At 71.2% G+C, this 18,737-nt stretch carries 17 protein-coding genes; 10 read left to right on the top strand and 7 right to left on the bottom strand.

Annotated features, from left to right (window positions below):
• The 6 genes from ABD120_RS26660 to ABD120_RS26635 all read right to left on the bottom strand — a co-directional run.
• Window positions 1–479 (bottom strand): glycerate kinase (locus ABD120_RS26660; RefSeq protein WP_343952820.1); only part of this gene is annotated, 479 nt, incomplete at its 3' end.
• An 8-nt stretch (window positions 480–487) separates the two neighbouring features.
• A complete protein-coding gene (locus ABD120_RS26655) occupies window positions 488–1,927 on the bottom strand; it encodes an SLC13 family permease (RefSeq protein WP_343952819.1) in 1,440 nt (479 codons plus the stop codon).
• Window positions 1,928–2,027: 100 nt separating this feature from the next.
• Window positions 2,028–2,399 (bottom strand): ArsC/Spx/MgsR family protein, encoded by a 372-nt coding sequence (locus ABD120_RS26650; protein WP_343952818.1) that lies wholly within the window; start codon window positions 2,397–2,399, stop codon window positions 2,028–2,030.
• A gap of 231 nt (window positions 2,400–2,630) precedes the next feature.
• A complete protein-coding gene (locus tag ABD120_RS26645; protein ID WP_343952816.1) occupies window positions 2,631–4,580 on the bottom strand; it encodes an ABC1 kinase family protein in 1,950 nt (649 codons plus the stop codon).
• Window positions 4,581–4,588: 8 nt separating this feature from the next.
• Window positions 4,589–5,512, bottom strand: coding sequence for an acyl-ACP desaturase (locus ABD120_RS26640; protein WP_343952815.1), 924 nt, complete (start codon window positions 5,510–5,512; stop codon window positions 4,589–4,591).
• Between the two features lie 124 nt (window positions 5,513–5,636).
• Window positions 5,637–6,428 (bottom strand): HAD-IIA family hydrolase, encoded by a 792-nt coding sequence (locus tag ABD120_RS26635; RefSeq protein WP_343952814.1) that lies wholly within the window; start codon window positions 6,426–6,428, stop codon window positions 5,637–5,639.
• A 182-nt stretch (window positions 6,429–6,610) separates the two neighbouring features.
• On the opposite strand from ABD120_RS26635, the gene ABD120_RS26630 reads away from it, so the two are divergent.
• The 9 genes from ABD120_RS26630 (at window position 6,611) to ABD120_RS26590 (ending at window position 16,574) form a co-directional block, all read left to right on the top strand.
• On the top strand, window positions 6,611–7,813 hold the full coding sequence (locus ABD120_RS26630; protein ID WP_343952813.1) for a M20 metallopeptidase family protein: 1,203 nt from the start codon (window positions 6,611–6,613) through the stop codon (window positions 7,811–7,813).
• Window positions 7,814–7,902: 89 nt separating this feature from the next.
• Window positions 7,903–8,685 carry an aminotransferase class IV gene (locus ABD120_RS26625; protein ID WP_343952812.1) on the top strand — a complete coding sequence of 261 codons (783 nt, stop codon included), beginning with the start codon at window positions 7,903–7,905 and terminating at the stop codon, window positions 8,683–8,685.
• A complete protein-coding gene (locus ABD120_RS26620; RefSeq protein WP_425564038.1) occupies window positions 8,661–9,857 on the top strand; it encodes a zinc-binding alcohol dehydrogenase family protein in 1,197 nt (398 codons plus the stop codon). The genes ABD120_RS26625 and ABD120_RS26620 overlap by 25 nt, the downstream gene beginning before the upstream one ends.
• Before the next feature lie 179 nt (window positions 9,858–10,036).
• Window positions 10,037–11,821: an ABC transporter substrate-binding protein gene (locus tag ABD120_RS26615; RefSeq protein ID WP_343952811.1), complete on the top strand. Its 1,785-nt coding sequence runs from the start codon at window positions 10,037–10,039 to the stop codon at window positions 11,819–11,821.
• Window positions 11,822–11,827: 6 nt separating this feature from the next.
• A complete protein-coding gene (locus tag ABD120_RS26610; RefSeq protein WP_343952810.1) occupies window positions 11,828–12,835 on the top strand; it encodes an ABC transporter permease in 1,008 nt (335 codons plus the stop codon).
• The gene (locus ABD120_RS26605; RefSeq protein ID WP_343952809.1) at window positions 12,832–13,728 is read left to right on the top strand and encodes an ABC transporter permease; all 897 of its coding nucleotides are present in this window, start codon (window positions 12,832–12,834) and stop codon (window positions 13,726–13,728) included. The genes ABD120_RS26610 and ABD120_RS26605 overlap by 4 nt, the downstream gene beginning before the upstream one ends.
• 5 nt (window positions 13,729–13,733) lie before the next feature.
• Window positions 13,734–14,717, top strand: coding sequence for an ABC transporter ATP-binding protein (locus tag ABD120_RS26600; protein WP_343952808.1), 984 nt, complete (start codon window positions 13,734–13,736; stop codon window positions 14,715–14,717).
• Window positions 14,714–15,724, top strand: a complete 1,011-nt coding sequence (locus tag ABD120_RS26595) for an ABC transporter ATP-binding protein (RefSeq protein ID WP_343952807.1) — start codon at window positions 14,714–14,716, stop codon at window positions 15,722–15,724. The genes ABD120_RS26600 and ABD120_RS26595 overlap by 4 nt, the downstream gene beginning before the upstream one ends.
• 1 nt (window position 15,725) lies before the next feature.
• A complete protein-coding gene (locus tag ABD120_RS26590; RefSeq protein WP_343952806.1) occupies window positions 15,726–16,574 on the top strand; it encodes a GNAT family N-acetyltransferase in 849 nt (282 codons plus the stop codon).
• Here ABD120_RS26590 and ABD120_RS26585 read toward each other — a convergent pair.
• Window positions 16,553–17,671, bottom strand: a complete 1,119-nt coding sequence (locus ABD120_RS26585) for an exo-beta-N-acetylmuramidase NamZ family protein (RefSeq protein ID WP_343952805.1) — start codon at window positions 17,669–17,671, stop codon at window positions 16,553–16,555. The two genes, ABD120_RS26590 and ABD120_RS26585, sit on opposite strands and share 22 nt — an antisense overlap.
• 58 nt (window positions 17,672–17,729) lie before the next feature.
• Here ABD120_RS26585 and murQ point away from each other — a divergent pair, with 58 nt between their 5' ends.
• Complete coding sequence (gene murQ / locus ABD120_RS26580; protein WP_343952804.1) at window positions 17,730–18,629, top strand: N-acetylmuramic acid 6-phosphate etherase; 900 nt, start codon at window positions 17,730–17,732, stop codon at window positions 18,627–18,629.
• Window positions 18,630–18,737 lie beyond the last annotated feature (108 nt).

The following is an 18,737-nucleotide window of genomic DNA, read 5'->3' as shown; positions in this document are numbered from 1 at the left end:
AGCGGCCGGCCGTCGGCGTCCAGGAGGTCGGCGCCGAGGGCCTGGAGCGCCCCGGCGCCGCCGTCAGAGGTGCCGGAGTCGCCGCAGCCGACCAGGATGCGGCGCACGCCGTGGTCGAGGGCGTGGCCGATGAGCTCGCCGACGCCGTACGTGGTGGTGAGGCGCGGGTCGCGCCGGTCGCGCGGCACCAGCCGCAGCCCCGCCGTGGCGGCCATCTCCACCATCGCGGTGCCGTCGCCGAGCAGGGCGAGGTGGGCGGCGACGGGCTCGCCGACCGGACCGGTCGTCGTGTACGGCACCAGCCGCCCGCCCGTGGCCTCCGCCAGCGCGGCCGCGGAACCCTCCCCGCCGTCGACTAGGGGGACCGTCTCCGTGTGGGCCTCCGGGACCACCCTGCGTACCCCGCGGGCGATCGCGGCGGCGACCATGCCGGCGCTCAACGATTCCTTGAATCCACTGGGTGCGATGACAATACGCATGATCATCCTTAGTACGGCAGGCCGAGGAGCGGCCACAGGGTCAGGGCGAACAGCAGGACGAGCCCGGCGGTCAGCGGTGCGAGCACCATCGACAGGCCCAGCAGGTGGCGGGAGCTGTACGTGGGGACCTCCTCGATCTTGTGGAAGAGGGCGACGGGTTTGGCCGAGGCGGGCAGCGTGTGGCAGAACCCGGCGGCGGCGGTGGAGGCGAAGGCGGCGGCCGCCGGCGAGACGCCGAGGGCCCCTGCCGCGCTGATGACGAGCGGGACCAGCACGCTGGAACGGGCCGAGCGCGACTGGAGGAGGAGGTGGGCGAGGGTGCTGACGCCGATCACGGCGGCCATGAACTGCCAGTCGGTGACCTTCACGCCGAACAGCCCGCTCGCCAGCCAGGAGGCGGCTCCGGTCGTGGTCATCGCGGTGCCCATGGCCATCGTGGCGGCCATGAACATCAGCATCGACCAGGGCACGGTGCCGAGGGCCCGGTTCATGGGGACGGTCCCCGTCATGGGCGAGGCGGTGACGACGGCGCCGACGAGCGCGACCACGGCGGGCGAGACGCCGTGCAGCGGCTCCGCGCACCACAGCGCCACCATCACCGCGAGCAGGACGGCGGCCCGCCGCTGCCGGCCGTCGAGCGGCCCGGTGACCCGGGCGCCGGTGGCCTCGCCGACCTCCTCCGCCATGACGCGGACCGGCTCCTTGCGGTCGGCCCTGCGGGTGACGGCGAGCAGCACGATCTCGGCGGCCAGGTGGGAGGAGACGACGGCGAGCGGCAGGCCGAGCAGCAGCCAGCGGGCGAAGCCGATGCGCTCGCCCGTCGCCTGCGCCAGCAGTTCGACGGTGATGAGATGGGCTCCGGCGCCGATCAGGGAGGCGACGGCCGACAGCAGGATGACGACGGGGAACACGAGCGCGAGGGCGACGACGACGCGGCGGCGCTCGGCGAGAACCTTGGCCAGTGCCAGGAACACCGGGACGGCCAGGGCCGCCCGGCCCGACGTGGCGGGGACGGCGAACGCGCTCACCACGAGCGCGGCCGTGGTGAAGTGGACGAGTTGGCGGACGCTCTTGGCCCTGGAGACGAGGAAGGCGGTCGCGCGGGCGGCAAGGCCTGAGGCCGATACGCCGGCGGCGATGACGAAGGCGCAGATGAGCAGCCAGACGGTGGGCTCGCCCAGGGTGCCGAAGAAGGTCTCGACGGGCAGGACGCCGGATATCACGAGCGCGAGTCCCGCGCTGAGTGCGACGAAGGTGTCGTCTATCTTGGTGGTCACCCACAGGACGGTGGCCACGGCGAACACGCAGAGAGTGATCTTGCCGTTCGTGCTCAGGGTCTTGGCCCCCATCACGACGGCGGCCACGGCGAGTACGCTCGCCAGCGCCGTGACGACCCAGGCCCAGGGCCTGGTTCCACCGTCCAGACGGGGGCTGGATTGCGATGTCACACCATGAGCTTCGGCTCCGGCGATTACTCGTTCATGAGCGCTTCATTAGTGTCTTCTCACCTTACGTGATTTCTCTGCGTGGTTGCGAGATTATTCTCCGTTACGCATCTGCCGGTTTCCCCAGCGCCGCGCGCACGGCCTCCTCGGTGCGCGCGACCACCGCGCCGCCGTCGTCGGCGGTGATGATCGGCCGTTGGATGAGCACCGGATGAGCCGACAGCGCGGCGATCCAGCGCTCGCGGGCGGCGGCGTCCCTGGGCCAGGAGGCGAGCCCCAGGTCCTCGGCGGCCCGCTCGCCGATCCTGGTGATGTCCCAGGGTTCGAGGCCGAGGCGGGCGAGCACGTCGCGGATCTCCTGCGGGCCGGGCGGGTCCTCCAGATAGTGCCGGACCGTGTAGTCGAGGGCCTCGGCGTCGAGGATCGACAGCGCGCTGCGGCACTTCGAGCATTCGGGGTTGATCCAGATCTCCATGGAGCCATCCTCGCAGCGGGCGGCGGCCCCAGAGGGTGACCGGGCGGCGTCACGGCAAGGCGCTCGACGGCCGGGCGGCGACCGAGCGGCGGCGCGCGGGAGTGCGGGTCCGGAGGGTGACCGGGCGGCGTCGCGGCGGGATGTGGGGGCGGCGGGTGGCGCGGGAGAGGCCGGTCGGGGGGGGACGGCGGGGCGCGTGGGCCGTGGCGGGCCGTAATGGATGGAGGGGTGTTACTCGCGGCGGCGGAAGATGAGAAGGAGGACCCGCAGCACCAGGATGGCGCAGATGGCCAGCAGGTTGTAGCCGATCAGGTCGTAGAGCGACATGTCCAGCCGGGGCTCCACGACCGGGCCGCCCTCGGTGCCCAGCAGCATCACCGCCATCAGCCCGGCCGTCGCGCCCAGCACCGTGAGCAGGATCTGGTGGAGCAGCCCGGTGAGATAACGGCGGTCGCGCTCGTCGGCGAGCAGGCGCACGCTCATCGCGAAGCGGCCGTGCTCGGCCGCGCTGGCGATTCGCTCGATCCGGCGCGGCAGCCGCCGCAGCATCGGCATCAGCGCGACGGCCTCCTGCGTCAGCGTCTCCTTGAGGGATTCGGGCGCGAGGTTCTCCGCGATGTGGCGGCCCGCGAAGCTGCGCGCCTCGCCGACCAGGTTGAAGCCGGGGGCGAGCGCGACCAGTGTGCCCTCCAGGGTGGCCAGCGCGCGGAAGACGGCGGCGACCTCGGGCGGAATGGACAGGCCGTAGGCGGAGACGATCCTGAACAGGTCCGCGAACAGCCGCACGCTGTCGAGGCCGGGACCGAGGTGCCTGGCCATGAACTGGCCCATGGCGCGCTCCAGCCCCGCCTCGTCGATCTCCTCGGGACGCGGGACGACCTCCAGGAGGGCGTCGGTGACGCCGAGCGGGTCCTGCCGGTTGAGCGCGAGCAGGAAGCGCTGCAGCGCGGCGCGCACCGAGCCGTCGAGGCGGCCGACGGAGCCGAAGTCGAGCAGGCCGAGCCGCCCGTCGTCGAGCAGCATCAGGTTGCCGGGGTGCGGGTCGGCGTGGAAGACGCCCTCCAGCAGGATCTGCCGCAGCAGCGTGTCGAGCAGGTCGCGGGCGAGTTCGGGACGGTCCGCCCCCACGCTGGCCAGCGATTTGCCGGACAGGCGGCCCATGACGAGCACCCGCTCGGTGCACATGCGCGGGAACGGCTCCGGATAGGCGACGCTGCCGCTCGGGCGGGCGGCGACGGCGGCCATGTTGGCCGCCTCGACGCGGAAGTCGAGTTCCTCGCGGATGGCGGCGGCGAAGCCTTCGGCGAGGTCGCGTACGCCGAGGGCGCGCCCCCACCGGGTGCGCGCCTCCAGCGTGGCCGCGAGCCTCCTGACGATGTCGAGGTCCTTGCCGACCACCTTGCCGATGCCGGGCCGCTGGACCTTGACGACCACGTCCTCGCCGGAGTGGAGCTTGGCGGTGTAGGCCTGGGCGACCGAGGCGGAGGCGAGCGGGACGCGCTCGAAGACGGCGAAGACCCGGTCGACCGGTCCGCCGAGTTCGGCGACCAGGACGGGCTCGACCTCCTCCCACGGGGCTGGGGCGACCTGGTCCTGCAGGCGGCCGAGTTCCTCGATGAACTCGGGGCCGAGCAGATCGCGGCGGGTGGAGAGCACCTGGCCGAGCTTGACGAAGGTGACGCCGCCGTCGTCGAGGGCCTCACGCAGCGAGCGGGCCAGGCGCACCCGCGCCGAGCGGTCCGCGGGCCTGGCGCCGCGCCCGCGCAGGTAGGGGCCGAGGCCGTGCCTGACGGCGATCCTGGTGATCTGGGAGTAGCGCCTGCCCCGCGACAGGCGCCCTCGCAGGCCCCTCACGAACTCCACCGGCCCGGGGACCGAACCGGACGGCACCAGCGCCTCGGCCACGACGAGCAGCGCCATCGGGATGAGCAGGGCGCACATCCCGATGAGGAACATCACCCACACGGCGCCGAACCCGGGGTTCTCGTCCGGCCGCAGGGTGGCGAACGGCGCGAGGACCGGCATCAGCAGCGGCGAGGACAGCGTGAACCCGGCGACGACCGCGACCAGGATGCGAAAGCGCCCGAACCGCGCTCCGAGCAGGCGCTGGGCGCCCACGGCAAGCGCGGAGACGACGAGCAGCCCACCGAGGAGGAAGGAGAGGGTGAGGGGCAGATCCATGCGGGGGATCATCCCATGGCGCGTGCTCTGCGCTCTTCGCGGCGTTCGACGAAGCGGGCGGCCGTGACCTCGGTCTTGTCGAGGAAGACGGCGAGTCGCTCGCGGGCCTGCTCGCCCTCGGCGTCGAGGTCGGTCTTCTCGAAGACGGCCCACTGCCGCAGCACCGGCATGAGCACCTCGTCGAGGTGCAGGCGCAGGTCGTAGATGCCCTCGTTGGCGATGATCATCGCCTTGCGGGCGAAGCCCTGGATGCCGTTGCCCGGCATCTGGAAGGTGGTGACGACCTCGGTGACGGCCTTCATGGTCTGGTTGGGGTCAAGCTCGAAGGCCGCCTTGAGCAGGTTGCGGTAGAAGAGCATGTGCAGGTTCTCGTCTGCGGCGATCCGCGACAGCAGCCGCTCGCAGCCCTCGTCGCCGGAGACCCGGCCGGTGTTGCGGTGGGCGATGCGGGTGGCGAGCTCCTGGAAGGAGACGTAGGCGAGCTGCCCCAGCATGGTGTCGTACTGCGACTGGTAGCCCTGCTCCATGTGGACCATGCGGGCCCGCTCCAGCGCCACGGGGTCGACCGCGCGGGTGACGGTGAGGTAGTCGCGCAGCGCGGTGCCGTGCTTGTCCTCCTCGGCGGTCCACCGGTGGACCCAGGTGCCCCAGGCGCCGTCGCGGCCGAAGGTGCTCGCGATCTCGTGGTGGTAGCTGGGCAGGTTGTCCTCGGTGAGGAGGTTGACCACGAGGGAGACCCGGGCCGCCTCGGGGATCTTGGTCTGGGACTCCTGCCAGGCTTCGCCCTGGTAGATGCCGTCGAAGTCGCGGCCCTGGCTCCAGGGGATGTACTCGTGCGGGAACCACTCCTTGGCCATCTTGAGATGACGGTCGAGCTCTCCCGCGACGACGGGTTCGAGCTCGTGCAGAAGTTCCGTCTGAGACATCGCCATATAGATCTTCTCCTTGAAGGTTACGGCACCGTAGGTTAGGTTACCCGATCGAGACCCACGTGGAGAATGTAGCTATATGTCCAGATTTATCGGCGTATTTTTAGATGCTTCGTAGGTGGCCGCGTCAGGCGCCGGGCTGGATCCGGTCCACCAGGTCGGCGACCGAGTCGACCATCAGCGAGGGGCGGTAGGGGAAGCGGTCCACCTGGTCGCGCTGGGTCACCCCGGTCAGCACCAGGATCGTGTAGAGGCCCGCCTCCATGCCGCAGACGATGTCGGTGTCCATGCGGTCGCCGATCATCGCGGTGGTCTCGCTGTGCCCCTCGAAGCTGTTGAGCGCGCTGCGCATCATGCGCGGGTTCGGCTTGCCCACGAAGTACGGCTCGACCCCGGTGGCCTTGGTGATCATCGCGGCGACGGCCCCGCAGGCGGGCAGCGAGCCCTCGGTCGAGGGGCCGACCGGGTCGGGGTTGGTGGCGATGAAGCGGGCGCCGTTCTCGATGAGCCGGATCGCCCGGGTGATCTGGGTGAAGCTGTAGGTACGGGTCTCGCCGAGCACCACGTAGTCGGGGTCGAGGTCGGTGAGCACGTACTCGACGTTGTGCAGCGCGGTGGTGAGCCCGGCCTCGCCGATCACGTACGCCGAGCCGCCCGGCCGCTGGTCGGACAGGAACTCGGCGGTCGCCAGGGCGGAGGTCCAGATCGACTCCGGCGGCACCTCCAGCCCGGCGGCGCGCAGCCGTACGGACAGGTCGCGAGGGGTGTAGATGGAGTTGTTGGTCACCACCCGGAAGGGTTTGCCCGACTCGGCCAGCCGTTTGACGAAGGCATCGGCACCCGGCACGGGCAGTCCCTCGTGGACGAGGACACCGTCCATGTCGGACAGCCAGGCATCGATCCGCGCACGCTCGATCACGCGGCCATCGTAGCGAGCCCCGTTTCGAGCCCGTGGCGAGCCCCATGACGAGCCCCGCCATGAGCCCACGTGATGAGCCCCCTCAATGAGCCCACGTGATGAGCCCCCGCCATCAGTCCCCCCGAAAGCACTGCTGCGAGCCCTATTGCCCACCCTGCGGCCGCCGTGTGAAGAATGACCTCATGTCGCAGTACATCTCAGCCGCCCAGGACATGCGTGATGAAATCACCCGGCTTCGTCACTCCCTCCACACCACCCCCGAGATCGGCCTCGACCTGCCGCGCACCCAGGAGAAGGTCCTGGCCGCGCTGGAGGGCCTGCCGCTGGAGATCAGCACCGGAAGCGCGCTCACCTCGGTGACCGCCGTCCTGCGCGGCGGCCGTCCGGGACCCGCCGTGCTGCTGCGCGGCGACATGGACGCGCTGCCCGTCACCGAACGCAACGACCTGCCGTACATCTCGCGGAACGAGGGGCGGATGCACGCCTGCGGGCACGACCTGCACACCGCGATGCTCGCCGGCGCCGCGCACCTGCTGGCCGCCCGGCGCGACGAGCTGGCCGGGGACGTGGTCTTCATGTTCCAGCCGGGCGAGGAGGGCTGCGAGGGCGCCAAGCACATGATCGAGGAGGGTGTGCTGGAGGCCGCCGGGCAACGGGTCGTGGCGGCGTACGGCATGCACGTGGTCTCCGCCATGCTGCCGCCGTCGGTGTTCTCCAGCCGGCCGGGTCCGCTCATGGCGGCCGCCGACACCTTCCTCGTCACCGTCAAGGGGCGCGGCGGGCACGGCTCCACGCCGTGGCGGGCGGCCGACCCGATCCCGGCCGCGTGCGAGATCGTGCTGGCGCTGCAGACGATGGTCTCGCGCGACTTCGACGTCTTCGACCCGGTCGTGGTCACGGTCGGCGCCTTCCAGGCGGGCACGGCCGACAACGTGATCCCGGACGACGCCCGTTTCCAGGCCACCTTCAGAACCTTCAGCAAGGAGAACCGGGCGCTGCTCAAGCGGCGGGCGGTGGAGCTGGCCGAGGGCATCGCGGCCGCGCACGGGCTGCGGGTGGAGACGGACTTCGCCACGGGCTACCCGGTCACCTCCAACGACGGCGACGAGACCGCGTTCGCGGGCCGGGCCGTGGACGAGTTGTTCGGCCCCGGCCGTTTCTCCGTGCTGCCCAACCCGGTGATGGGCGCGGAGGACTTCTCGTATGTCCTGGAGAACGTGCCCGGCGCCTTCGTCTTCCTGGGCGCCTGCCCGCCGGACCGCGACCCGGCGACGGCACCGTACAACCACTCGCCCGAGGCCGCGTTCTCCGACTCGGTGCTGCCGGACGGCGCCGCCCTGTACGCCTCCCTCGCCCACACGCGCCTGGCGGCGGCCGCCTCGTGACAGGCCCTCATGACGGCCCCTCTCATGACGGGCCACCCCACGACAAGCCACCTCGTGACGGCCGCAGGGGGTGACCGTAAGCTGGTCGGGTGAGCTTCACCGAGCGCGCGGTCGTCGACGGCAGGCCCGCCGAGGGCGGGGATGTGGCGCTGGCGGTCGCCGCCCGGCTGGGCCACTTCACCGCCATGCAGGTCAGGCGCCGCCGGGTGCGGGGCCTCGATCTGCATGTCGCGCGGCTGCGCGCGGCCACGCGGGAGCTGTACGGCCGCGATCTCGACCCCGGCCTGGTGCTCTCCTCGATCGACCTGCTCCTCGGCGACGACGTGCTCGACGCCTCGGTGCGCGTGAACGTGGTCCAGACCGCCGACGTCCATGTGATCGCCAGTTCGGGCGCTCCGATCGACCCGCCCACCTCACCTCAGCGCCTGCGCTCGGCCGCCTACCAGCGGTTCCTGCCGCACATCAAGCACGGCGGCGGCTTCCCCACCGCGCACCTGGTCCGCGAGGCCAGGGCGGCGGGCTTCGACGACGCCCTGCTGGTGGCCGGCGACGGCGCGGTAGCCGAGGCCGCGATCACCAACCTGGGCGCCTTCGCGGGCGGCCAGGTGGTCTGGCCGGAGGCGCCGATGCTGCACGGCATCACGATGCGGCTGATGGAGCAGGGGCTCGCGCGGTCGGGCATCGCACAGGAGCGGCGCCCGCTGAAGGTCTCCGACCTGCCCTCCTTCGACGCGGTCTTCCTCGCCAACTCCCACGGGCTGGTGCCCGTGGGTCAGGTGGACGAGTTCGTTCTCCCCCTCGACCCCGCCGCCATGTCGCGGCTTCACGCGGTTTACGAGGACACACCATGGGATCCGATACCCCGTCGCTGATGCGTGCCTGGGCGGCCACCGCCCCCCGGCCCGGAATGGTGCTCACCGAGCGCCCGGTCCCGGTTCCCGGGCCGGGCGAGGTGCTGGTGGAGGTCGAGGCGTGCGGCGTGTGCCGTACGGACCTGCATCTGACGCAGGGCGACCTGCCGCCGCACCGGCCGCTCACGACCCCGGGCCACCAGGTGGTCGGCCGGGTCGTCGCACTCGGCCCAGACGGCGAAGCCGCCACAACCCGCACAGCCACCGCAGACCACACAACCGGCGCAAATCCTGCAACGGCCACAACCCACACAATCGCCGCAGGTCATGCGACCACCACCACCCACACGGGCGTCGCAGACCACGCGGGCGGCGGACCCGCCGCAGACCCCACAGACCACGAGGCCACCGCAGGTCACACTGCGGGCGGCCCGGTCGCGGTGGGTGAGCGGGTGGGGGTGGCGTGGCTGCGATCCACGTGCGGGCGCTGCCGCTACTGCCTGCGCGGCGACGAGAACCTGTGCCCCGCGTCCGCCTACACCGGATGGGACGCCGACGGCGGCTACGCCCCCTACGTGACGGCCCCGGCCGGCTACGTCTACCGCCTCGACGACGACGCCCCCGCCGAGCGGCTGGCGCCGCTGCTGTGCGCGGGCATCATCGGCTACCGGGCGCTGCTGCGCGCGGAGCTGCCGCCGCGCGGCAGGCTCGGCCTGTACGGCTTCGGCGCCTCCGCCCACCTGACCGCGCAGGCGGCACTCGCCCAGGGCCACACCGTGCACGTGGTCACCCGCTCCGCCGCCGCCAGGGAACTGGCGCTGGGGCTGGGGGCGGCCTCCGCCTCGGGCGACGCGCCGCCGGAGCCGCTGGACGCGGCGATCCTGTTCGCCCCGGCGGGCGAGCTGGTGCCGAGGGCACTGGAGGCGCTCGACCGGGGCGGCACGCTGGCGGTGGCGGGCATCCATCTGAGCGAGATCCCGGCGCTCGACTACGACCGGCACCTGTTCGAGGAGCGCACGCTGCGCAGCGTCACGGCCAACACCCGGGCCGACGGACGGGCCTATCTGAGACTCTCCGCCGAGCATCCGCCCGACGTGCGTGCGGTGCCCTACGCCTTCGAAGACGCCGCGCGCGCGCTGGACGATTTGGCAAAAGACCAGGTCAGCGGGGCTGCGGTAGTCATGATTGGGTAATGGAGACGAGCACCATCAGACCCAGTGATGAAGGAAAGTTACATTAGCCTCACAACCACTGGAGATTATTGACGTGCCTGCCACCTGCCCATAAAGTCCGGACAACCCCAGATCTATCTCCGGAGCGGTACATGAAGCGACTAGCAGCGGTAGTGACGTTGCTGGGCCTTGCAGCCGGCGTGGCAGCGTGCAGCGGTGGCGGCACGACCAACCAGTCCAGTTCGGGCGGGGGCGGCGGCGGGCTCTTCACCACGCTCGACGTGAACAGGCCGGGCATCGATCCAGCGGCACCGCCGAACCCGTACAACCCGAAGGGGAACGCCTTCCCCGGGTACACCACGATGAAGATCGGCTGGGTGGTCAACCACCTGACCGACCCCAACAAGGCGCTGCCCGCCATGGCCGCGAGCTGGGAACTCGCACCGGACAACTCCGCGATCACGCTGAAGCTGCAGCCCAACGCCAAGTGGTCGGACGGCAAGCCGGTCACCGCCGAGGACGTCAAGCTCTCGATCGCCCTCGCCTACACCCAGGGCAGCACCGCCTTCGCCGTGACACCGGGCGCGGCCGGCGCGGCCGCCGAGGTCACCGTCGTCGACGAGAAGACGATCAAGGTCACCCAGGACATCAGCAACCCCAGCCCCAAGTTCGCGCGCGGCGTGCTCGACACCACGGTGCTGCCCTCGCACATCTGGAGCGCGGCGGTCCCGCCGACCATCTGGGACACCATCAAGACCGCCAGAGGCGACGGCCCCGAGGCCGAGAAGGCCCGCGAGGAGATCACCGCCCTCGGCCAGAAGGTCATCGCCTTCGCCCCGGCCAAGGACGTCGCCGGCGGACCGTTCGTGCTGGAGCGGGTCAACCCCGGCGAGGCGCTGCTGGTGAAGAACAAGCACTTCTTCAATGCCGCCAACGTCGCCCCCGACCAGGTGAAGTTCCTCAACTACACCGGCAACGAGCAGATCTGGAACTACCTCACCCAGGGCAAGCTCGACCACTCCGGCTTCGTCGCCGCCCCGACCGACGTGATGAACCGCATCAAGTCGGCCCCCGGCAGCGAGGTCATCAAGGGCTACTCCCCCGTCGCGGTGAGCATGGCCTTCAACCAGAGCAAGAAGCCCTACGACAACGTGCACGTGCGCAGGGGCCTCGCCTACCTGATCGACCGCGCCGAGGTCACCAAGGTCGCCTCGCCGGAAGGCGGCACCCCCGCGATCACCACCACCGGCATCCACCAGAAGGCCGCGGCCGCCTGGATCCCGGACACGCTGCCGAAGCTGGAGAAGTACGCGGTCGACGCCGCCAAGGCCGAGGCCGAGTTCAAGCAGGCGGGCCTGACCAAGAAGGACGGCAAGTGGACGCTGTCCGACGGCTCGCCGTGGAAGGTCTCCATGCACGCCCCGGCCGGGTTCTCCGACTGGCTGTCGGCGCAGGAGAACATCAAGAGCCAGCTCGTCAAGGCCGGAATCGACGCCGAGGTCGTGACCACCGCCGACTACCCGGTCTACCTGGAGGAGCTGGCGGCCGGTAAGTACGACGTGGGCTTCTGGCTCACCGCGCTCGGCCCCGCGCCGTACGACATCTTCCAGCGCCTGTACGGCGCCAGCAACGGCTGGGCCAACGTCGGCGGCAAGGTCAAGCATTCGGCCGCCGGCAAGAACGGCAACTGGATGGGCAGCCCCGAGCAGGTCGAGGTCGACGGCGCCAAGATCAACCCGGGTGAGCTGACCGCGAAGCTGAACTCGGTCGGTCCCGAGGAGGCCAAGCCGATCATGGCCCAGCTCGCCACGGCGGCCAGCCAGGACCTGCCGGTCATCCAGCTCTGGGACTACGTCAACAACCAGTTCGTCAACAACAGCCGCTTCACCGGCTGGCCCCACGACGACGAGATCCTTCGCCTCGGAACCGGTGTCCTCCCCTCGGGGGTCTGGATCCAGCAGGGTCTGATCAAGAAGAAGCAGTAACCACCTATGACGGTCATCGCACGGCGACTCGCGGGCCACCTGGCCCGCGGGGTCGTCATGATCCTCGTGGTCGCCACGATCAGCTTCTTCATCGTGAACGCGATCCCCGGCGACCCCGTCGCCGCGCGATACGAGAAACTGCTGGAGCAGGGCATGTCGCCGGAGGCCGCCCTCCAGGCGACCAAGGTGATGTACGGCTTCATGCCCTCCGGGTCGATGTGGCAGCAGTACCTCGACTACATGGGCGGACTGGTCACCTTCGACCTCGGCACCTCGCTGACCAGGCCAGGGCAGTCGGTCGTCAGCGTCCTGGCAGACGCGACCAAGTGGACCGTTCTACCCGTCCTGATCGGCACGCTGGTGAGCTTCCTCGTCGGCGTGATCCTCGGCGTGTACGCCGCGATCAAGCGGACCGGCAAGCTCGGCGACGCCCTGGCGATCTCCGGCTCGCTGCTGCACGGCATCCCGCAGTACATCCTGGCGATGCTGCTGGTCGTGATCTTCGCGACGCTGATCCCGATCCTGCCGCCGGACAGCCCGGTCGACATCCTCTTCGAGCCCGGGTTCAACGCCGGCTACATCGGCTCGCTGGCCGAGCACGCGGTGCTGCCGGTGCTGACCTACGCGCTGTCGGCCTACGGCGGATGGGTCCTCGCGATGAAGTCGAGCGTCGTCACCGTGCTCGGCGACGACTTCATCCTCGCGGCCGAACTGCGCGGGATGCGGCGCTCGATCGTCTTCCGCTACATCGCCCGCAACGCGATCCTGCCGCTGTTCACGATCCTCGCGCTGTCGCTCGGCCTGCTGCTCGGCGGTGCCGTCTTCATCGAGAAGATCTTCAACTACCCGGGTCTCGGGCTGCTGCTCATCGACAGCATCCAGTTGCGCGACTACGGCCTGATGAGCGGGGCGTTCCTGCTCATCACCGCGGCGGTCATCGTGGCCAACATCGTGGCCGACCTGTTCTACACCGTCATCGACCCTCGGGTGCGCAGCGGGGAGGAGAGCCGATGAGCGCCATGGTGCTGGAGAACACCAGCGCGACCATGCGCCGCAACTTCTGGCGCGGCGTGTGGCGGGTCCTGAAGCGCAAGCCCAGCCGCATGGCCGGGGTGGTCATCATCGCCGGGTTCGCCTTCATGGGCGTGTTCGGGCCGATGTTCTACCCCGATCACCTGCCCGGCGACCCCAACGCCATCACCCAGCCGCCGAGCTGGGGGCACTGGTTCGGCACCGACCCGCAGGGCCGCGACGTGCTCGCGCTGGTCATCACCGGCTCCCGGTACGTGCTGCTCAGCGCCGCCGTGACCGCCGTCATCACGGTGGTGCTCGGCACCGCGCTCGGCCTGTTCTCCGGCTTCAAGCGGGGCCGCTGGGACACCGTGCTCATGCGGGTCACCGACATGAAGCTGACGATCCCGGGCCTGCCGCTGCTGCTGGTGCTGGCCACGGTGTGGAAGTTCAGCGACCCGATCCAGATGGGCCTGGTGCTCGGCCTGCTCGGCTGGGGCGGGGTGGCCCGCGCGGTGCGGGCGCAGACGTTGTCGCTGCGCGAGCGCGGCTTCATCGAGGCCGCGCGCGGCCTCGGCCTGCCGACGACGCACATCATCGGCAAGGAGTTGCTGCCGAGCATGGCGCCGTACATCGCGATGAACATGCTCATCACGGTCACCGGTGCCGTCTACGCCCAGGTCGGCCTGTTCTTCCTCGGCGTGCTGCCGTACGAGTCGGACAACTGGGGCGTGATGCTCAACCTGGCGGTCTTCCAGGCGGGCGCGATGATCCAGCCGTACGCGCTCGGCTACCTGCTGGCGCCGCTGCTGGCGATCCTGCTGCTGACGCTCGGCATCGTCCTGGTGGTGGACGCCATGGACGAGATCTTCAACCCCCGGCTGCGCGAGGAGTAACAGTGGTGAAGCAGGCACCGGGCGTGCGCATCGACGGGCTGACCGTCGTCTACAAGACGACGGCGGGCGAACTGCCCGCCGTCCGGGGCGTGAGCCTCGAACTCCGCCCCGGCACGATCACCGGCATCGTCGGCGAGTCCGGCTCGGGCAAGTCGACGCTGGCGCTGTCGCTGCTGAACGCGGTGCAGCCGCCCGGCCGGATTAGCGCGGGCAGCGTCGAGATCGACGGGCTCGGCAACGTCGCGGACTTCACCGGCGAGAAGCTGCGCAAGGCGCGCGGCAGGCACATCGGCTACGTCTTCCAGGCCGCCCAGAACTCCCTCAACCCGCTCAAGACGGTCGGCAAGCAGTTGCTCGACCTGGGCCGCTCCCACGAGATCGAGGACCTGCGGGGCCTGGTCAGGGACGCGAAGGAGTTGCTGGCCCGGATGGGCCTGGACGGGGCGCGGGTGCTGGACTCCCACCAGCACGAGCTGTCCGGCGGCATGCGCCAGCGCGTCGGCATCATGCTGGCGCTGGTCCTCAACGCGCACGTGGTCGTGCTCGACGAGCCCACCACCGCGCTCGACATGATCACCCAGTCGAACATCCTGAAGATCGTGCGCGAGGTGCACGCCGAGCGCGGGCTGACCACGATGGTCATCACCCACGACATCGGCGTCGTGGCCGAGGTCGCCGACCGGCTGGCCGTCATGTACGGCGGCCGCCTGGTCGAGCAGGGCCCCACCCGCGAGGTGCTCGGCAACCCGCAGCACCCTTACACGCAGGGCCTGATCAGGGCCATCCCCCGCCTGGTCGGCGACATCGACGAGGCGCGGGCGCTGCCCGGGCGGCCGCCGACGCTGGCGACCGTACCGAAGCAGGGGTGCGTGTTCCGCGAGCGGTGCGAGCTGCGCATGGACGTGTGCGACAGCGAGGACCCCGCGGCGCTGGCCCACGGATCGAGGATCGTCGCCTGCCACGCGGTGACGGTTAAGGAGCACGCGTGATCACCGGCAAGGGCATCACCAAGACCTTCAAGCAGCGCGGCAGCGTGCTGGCCGGCCGGACGGTGCAGGCCCTGCGCGGGGTCGACTTCGCGATCCCGAAGGGTGGCGCCGCCTCCTTCATCGGCGAGTCCGGCTGCGGCAAGACCACGCTCGGCCGCATCATCGCCGGGCTGGAGACCTTCGACCAGGGGCAGATCACGATCGGCGACACCGATCTGACGTCGCTGCCGGAGAAGGCGCGTCAGCCGCACTTCCGCCGGATCCAGATGATCCACCAGGACCCGTACTCCGCGCTCAACCCGACGCGGACGATCCACCAGACGCTGCACGCGCCGCTGAAGCTGCGCGCCAAGCAGACCGGCCGCGACGGCCGCTGGATGGACGAGCGGGCGGCCGAGGTGCTGGCGCTGGTCGGGCTCGACCCGGGCTCGGTGTTGTCGCGCTACCCGCACCAGCTGTCCGGCGGCATGCGCCAGCGGGTGGTCATCGCCCGCGCGCTCACCGTGGACCCGGAGATGCTGGTGGCCGACGAGGCCGTGTCCATGATCGACGTGTCGCTGCGGCTCGGCATCCTCGCCCTGCTCAAGCAGCTGCGCGAGCAGCTCGGGGTGAGCGTGCTGTTCATCACCCACGACGTGGCCACCGCCCGCTACATCGGCGACGACGGCGAGCTGTACGTCATCTACCGGGGGCAGGTCGTGGAGCGGGGGGCCGTGGACACCGTCATCGCCGATCCGGTGCACCCGTACACGCAGTCGCTGCTGTCGGCGATCCCCGTGCTGCACGGGCTGGAGCAGCCCGGGTCGCAGCCGGTCGTCCCGGTGGAGGCGCTCGACGCGAGCCAGGAGACGGGCGGGTGCCTGTTCGCCGGGCGCTGCCCGTTCCGCCAGGACCGGTGCGAGGGCGAGCTGCCGGTGTTGCGGCTGAGCGACGGCCTGCCGCAGGAGCACGCCTGCTTCTTCCCCGAGCGCCGGGACGTGATCGCCCGCCCGCTGAGCGAGGTGTGACATGACCGGCCGGAGCCTGCCGACGGCGGCCGACCTGCGGGAGGCCGCCCGCGTGGCGGCCTCGGCGCTGACGTGGGACGGCGCGGAGGCGCCCGCTCTCGTCTCGCGCCTGTCGCAGCCGCCGCCCGGCCGACGCTGGACGGCGGTCGTCGAGGACGAGGGAGTGGTGTTCGCCTCCCTGTCCGAGCGCGAGCCCGGCGTCGGTCACATCGACCTGCTGGCCGTCCACCCGGACGCCCAGGGCAAGGGGCGCGGGCGCGCGCTGGTGGGCGCGGCCGAGGAGTGGCTGCGCGCGCAGGGCGCGACGCAGGCCCGTATGGCGGGCAACCCGCCGTGCTACGCGTGGCCGGGCATCGACGTGCGCTACACGCCCGCGGCGGCGCTGGCCGAGCGGCTCGGGTACGACAGGTACCGGATCGCGTGGAACATGACGGCGGACCTGTCGCTCGACCTCCACGACGACCTGGGCGAGCTGGCGGCCCAGGGCGTCACGGTCGGCAGCGGCGAGCGCGAGCGGGTGGCCGCCTTCGTGCGCGAGCACTGGAACGAGGCCTGGGCCTGGGAGGCGGAGAACGCCACCGGCCTGCACCACGCCGAGCGCGACGGGCGGATCCTGGCCTTCGCCGCGTGGGGGGCGCGCCCGGCCTGGTTCGGCCCGATGGGCACCGCTCCGCAGGCGCAGGGACTCGGCCTGGGCCGGGTGCTGCTGCGCCGCTGCCTGGCCGAGCAGCGCGACGCGGGGCAGCGGGAGTCCCAGATCGGCTGGGTCGGCCCGCTGCGGTTCTACTCGCGCGCCGTGGGCGCGCGAGTGGAACGTGTCTTCTGGCTCTATCGCCGCGAGCTGGTGTAGAGCAGGTGACCACTGGGGACGCCCGGTTCCGGGCACAGCCCGCGCGGATCGCCGCCTGCGTCCAGGCGGCGGGTCAGCGTGTCGGATCCCCACAGGTGGTCCATGAACGACTCGGGGCCCCACCAGGTGAAGTCGGCCGGGTAGAGCACGCGCGCCAGGTGCAGCATGGACAGGCCGGTGAGCACCGGCCGGAAGGCGCGGCGGTCGTGCACGTGGAGTTGCACCCCGCCGACGGTGGTGCCCGCGTGCTTGTGGAAGGTCGGGGTGAACCACACCTCGCGAAAGCGCACCCCGGGCAGGTCGAGGGCGTTGAGCTCGCGGGCGAAGCGCTCGTCCGCGTACGGTGCCCCGACCAGCTCGAACGGCCGCGTGGTGCCGCGCCCCTCGGACAGGTTCGTGCCCTCGAACAGCCCGGTGCCCGGGTAGACGAGGGCGGTGTCGGGGGTCGGCATGTTGACCGACGGCATCACCCAGGGCAGCCCGGTGGCGGCGTGGTCCATGTCGCGCCGCCAGCCCTCCATCGCGACGACCCGCACGCCGGGGTCGAACAGCAGGGCCAGTTCACCCGCCGTGCGGCCGTGCCTGAGCGGGATCGGGTGGCGGCCGACGAAGCTGGCGAAAGCGGGGTCGAGGTCCGGGCCCTCGGTGATCTCGCCGCCGAGGGGGTTGGGCCGGTCGAGGACGACGAAGTCCAGGCCCAGCCGGGCGGCCGAGCGCAGCAGGTCGTACATCGTCCAGACGTAGGTGTAGAAGCGGGCGCCGACGTCGGCGATGTCGAAGACCAGCGTGTCGACCCCGGAGGCGGCGACGATCGCGTCCAGTTCCGCGCCGTCGACCTGGTGGGTGTCGTAGACGGGCAGGCCGGTTCGCGGGTCGGTCGCGGTGCGCTCGCCGTGGCCCGCCTGGGCGGTGCCGCGCAGGCCGTGCTCGGGCCCGAACAGCGCGGTCACCGGCACCTTCGCCGCCAGCAGAGCGTCGAGGGTGGGGGTGAGGTCGGGCAGGACGCCGGTCGGGTTGGTGATCAGCCCGATCCGGGAGCCGGGCACGAGCGAGGGGTCGGCGGCCAGCCGTTCGGCTCCGGTGCGTACGTGTTGCATGCAGCCCATTGTCTGAAAGTTATTTACAAGATGGAAGTAGATGGTGAAAATTAGCGTCATGAGTGAGCTGTCCACCGAACAGAGCGACCCGCGCTACAGCCAGATCGACCGGCTGCCGACGCGGGAGATCGCCGAGTTGATGAACCAGGCCGACGCCGCAGTCCCCCTGGCGGTGGCCGCGGTCCTGCCGGGCATCTCGGACGCCATCGACGCGATCGCCGCCAGAATGGCCCAGGGCGGGCGGCTCCTGTACGTCGGAGCGGGCACCTCGGGCCGTCTGGCCGTCCTCGACGCCTCCGAGTGCCCGCCCACGTTCGGTACCGACCCCTCGCTCGTCCAGGGCGTCATCGCGGGCGGGCCCGACGCGCTGACCCGCTCCGTCGAGGGTGCCGAGGACGACTCCGCCGCAGGGGCCGCCGCCATCGCCGGCCTCGGCGTCGGCGACCTCGACTCGGTCGTCGGCATCTCGGCCAGCGGCCGCGCCCCCTTCGTCCTCGGCGCCCTCGGCGAGTCCGCCGGGCGCGGCGCGCTCACCGTCGGCGTGTCGTGCAACGCCGGCGCCCCGCTGTCGGCGGCGGCCGAGCACGGCATCGAGGTCGTCGTCGGCCCCGAGGTGGTGACCGGCTCGACCCGGCTCAAGGCGGGCACCGCCCAGAAGCTCGTCCTGAACATGATCTCGACGATCTCGATGATCCGGCTGGGCCGGACGTACGGGAACAAGATGATCGAGATGTCGGCCATGAACTCCAAGCTGGCCGGACGTGCGGTCCGCATGGTCGCCGACATCACCGGGACCGCTCCCGACGCCGCCCGCGCGGCACTGGAGGCTTCCGACGGGCAGGCGAAGGTGGCCGTCGTCATGCTCAGGCACGGCCTGGACGCCCCGGCCGCCCGCGCCCGCCTCGAAGCGCACGGCGAGCGGCTCGGCGACGCCCTGGAGCAGGTCAGCGGTGCCTGACCGGCTGGGGCACGTCCTCGCCGGCGGCGTCCCCGGCACGGCCTCCGCCGCCGTCGCGCTCATCGCCGTCGCCGGCGAGGTCGTGGCCGCCGCCGAGGCCGGCGAACT

It is taken from the genome of Nonomuraea longicatena (genome assembly GCF_039525605.1).
In the GTDB taxonomy this organism is placed as follows: Bacteria; Actinomycetota; Actinomycetes; order Streptosporangiales; family Streptosporangiaceae; genus Nonomuraea; species Nonomuraea longicatena.
This window is presented reverse-complemented; position numbering and strand designations above follow the sequence as displayed.